The sequence below is a fragment of the Cellulosimicrobium cellulans genome (genome assembly GCF_001722485.1).
GTDB classification, from domain to species: Bacteria; Actinomycetota; Actinomycetes; order Actinomycetales; family Cellulomonadaceae; genus Cellulosimicrobium; species Cellulosimicrobium cellulans_A.
Map to the genome: position 1 here is coordinate 1 of NZ_LWGL01000299.1, position 1,958 is coordinate 1,958.

The following is a 1,958-nucleotide window of genomic DNA, read 5'->3' on the forward strand; positions in this document are numbered from 1 at the left end:
CGGGGGCGGCGCGCTCGGCGACGTCCGCTCCGCCCGCTCCGTCCGCATGGTCCGCACGCGCCGGGGGAGCGGCGAGCGGGCGGAGGGGCCGGACGTCGGCGTGCGCGACGGCGCCGTCGCCCTCGACGCGCCACGTCCACGTGCCCGCCACCCGGCCGTCGACGAGCACCGTCGCCGCGACCTGGCCGTTGACGCTCACGACCTGCTTGACCGCGACGGCGCCGAGGACGCGCGTGCGGTCGTCGTGCGCGAGCACGAGGTTGTCGAAGTCGGCCACGAGCACCACCGGGACGGCGGTGTCCGCGGCGGGCCGCGGGGCGCCCGGGACGTCGAACAGCGCGACGCCGCCCGGGCCGGTGAGCGTGACGAGCTCCGGGCGCAGCACCTCGAAGGCCGCGCGCAGCCGGGTCAGCCCGGACCAGCGCTGCGCGTCGGCGACCGACGCCGGGCCGAACGCGGCGAGGTAGCGGCGCACGAGGCGGACCCGCGCGGCGAGCACGGCGTCCGGGTCGCTCGCCGCGGCGACGGCGTCGAGCTCGTCGGCGGACCGGTGCGTCGGCGTCCCCAGCCACGCGTGCGCCGTCGTCCACGTCGTCGTGGTCCCGGGGCCGGACGCCCCCCACAGGCCGCGCGGCGGGACCTGGACGAGCGGCAGCAGGCAGCGCGCGCCGTACGCGAGGTGCTTGGGGTCGACGTCCGGCCAGCGCGTGGCGAGCCGGCGCCCGAGCCCGACCGACGTGAGCGGCTCGGCGAGCAGGTCCCGCGCGGCGTCGGCCAGGTCGCCGAGGTCGACGTCGGCGAGCGCGGCGCCGTGCTGGTTCTTCGCCCGCAGGTAGGCCGCCTGGGTCGGTCGCGCGAGCGCGGAGAGCTCGAACGCGTCGTCGGCGGTGACGAGGTGGACCGTGCCGCGCAGCGCCGCGACGCGGACCAGCGAGCGGTCGAGCAGGCGGTTCCCGAGGGCGTCCGTCGTGAAGCCCGGCAGCCGGGACCACAGGCCGGGGTACGGCGACGTCGGGACCTGCGACTGGAGCCCGACGAGGTGGCGCACCTCGGCGACGACGCCGCCCTCGGGCACGTCCGCGCCGTCGTCGGACGTGGCGGGCGCGCTGAGGTGCTGGCGCGCGAGCAGGGCGCGGCCGAGCTCGGCGTCCGTCGCGCGGGGCGCGGACCTGTCGGCTCCGGCGCGCGCCACGGCGTCAGCCCAGGACGATCGCGAGCGCGGGCACGACGAACGTGGCGAGGAGCGCCACCACGACGACGACCGCGACGCGGCGGTTGCGGCGCGCACGGTCGCGCGGGTCGGTCGGCTGCCAGGCCACGAGGTCCTCCTCAGGATGGTCGGGGACGCGCACAGCGGGCGTGTCGGTGGGCGCGCGTCGACGGGCGCGTCCCGGCGGGGCGACCGACACTACCCGGTCCGTCTGACGCCTCAGAGCCGGCCGGCCGCCTTGAGCGCGAGGTAGGTGTCGGCGAGGCGCGGCGCCAGCTCGTCGGGCAGCGCGTCGACCACCTCGACGCCCCGCTGGCGCAGGACCGTCGTCACCGCGGCGCGCTCGATCTCGCCGCGCGACGCGGCGGCCGCGTCGTACACCTCGGTGGTCCCCGAGCGGTCGGCGCGCAGCGCCGCCACCTCCGGGTCGGCCGCGGCGGCGAGCACCACCTGGTGCTTCGCGGTGAGCTGCGCGACGACGGGCAGCAGTCCCGTCTCGACGGCCGCCGCGTCCAGGGTCGACAGGAGCACGACGAGCGCGCGCTGCGAGAGCCGCTCCTGCACCGCGCCGACGAGCCCCGGCCAGTCGGTCTCGAGGAGCGTCGGCTCGAGCGGTGCCAGCGCGTCGGCCATCGCGGGCATGAGCCGCGGGCCGGCGGCGCCCGCGACGCGCGCGCGGACCGTCCGGTCGTAGGCGATCAGCTCGACGCGGTCGCCCGCCCGGCCGGCGAGCGCGGCGACGAGCAGC

At 78.9% G+C, this 1,958-nt stretch carries 3 protein-coding genes; all 3 read right to left on the reverse strand.

The features are described 5' to 3' along the window. The coding region (locus tag JZ5iCDA_RS17195; RefSeq protein WP_069388209.1) for a winged helix DNA-binding domain-containing protein at window positions 1–1,192 on the reverse strand (1,192 nt) is incomplete at its 3' end. 4 nt (window positions 1,193–1,196) lie between these two features. Further along, window positions 1,197–1,319 (reverse strand): hypothetical protein, encoded by a 123-nt coding sequence (locus JZ5iCDA_RS19950; RefSeq protein WP_255371597.1) that lies wholly within the window; start codon window positions 1,317–1,319, stop codon window positions 1,197–1,199. Between the two features lie 110 nt (window positions 1,320–1,429). After that, a partial coding sequence (locus JZ5iCDA_RS17200; protein ID WP_436967422.1) for a DUF58 domain-containing protein occupies window positions 1,430–1,958 on the reverse strand: 529 nt, incomplete at its 5' end.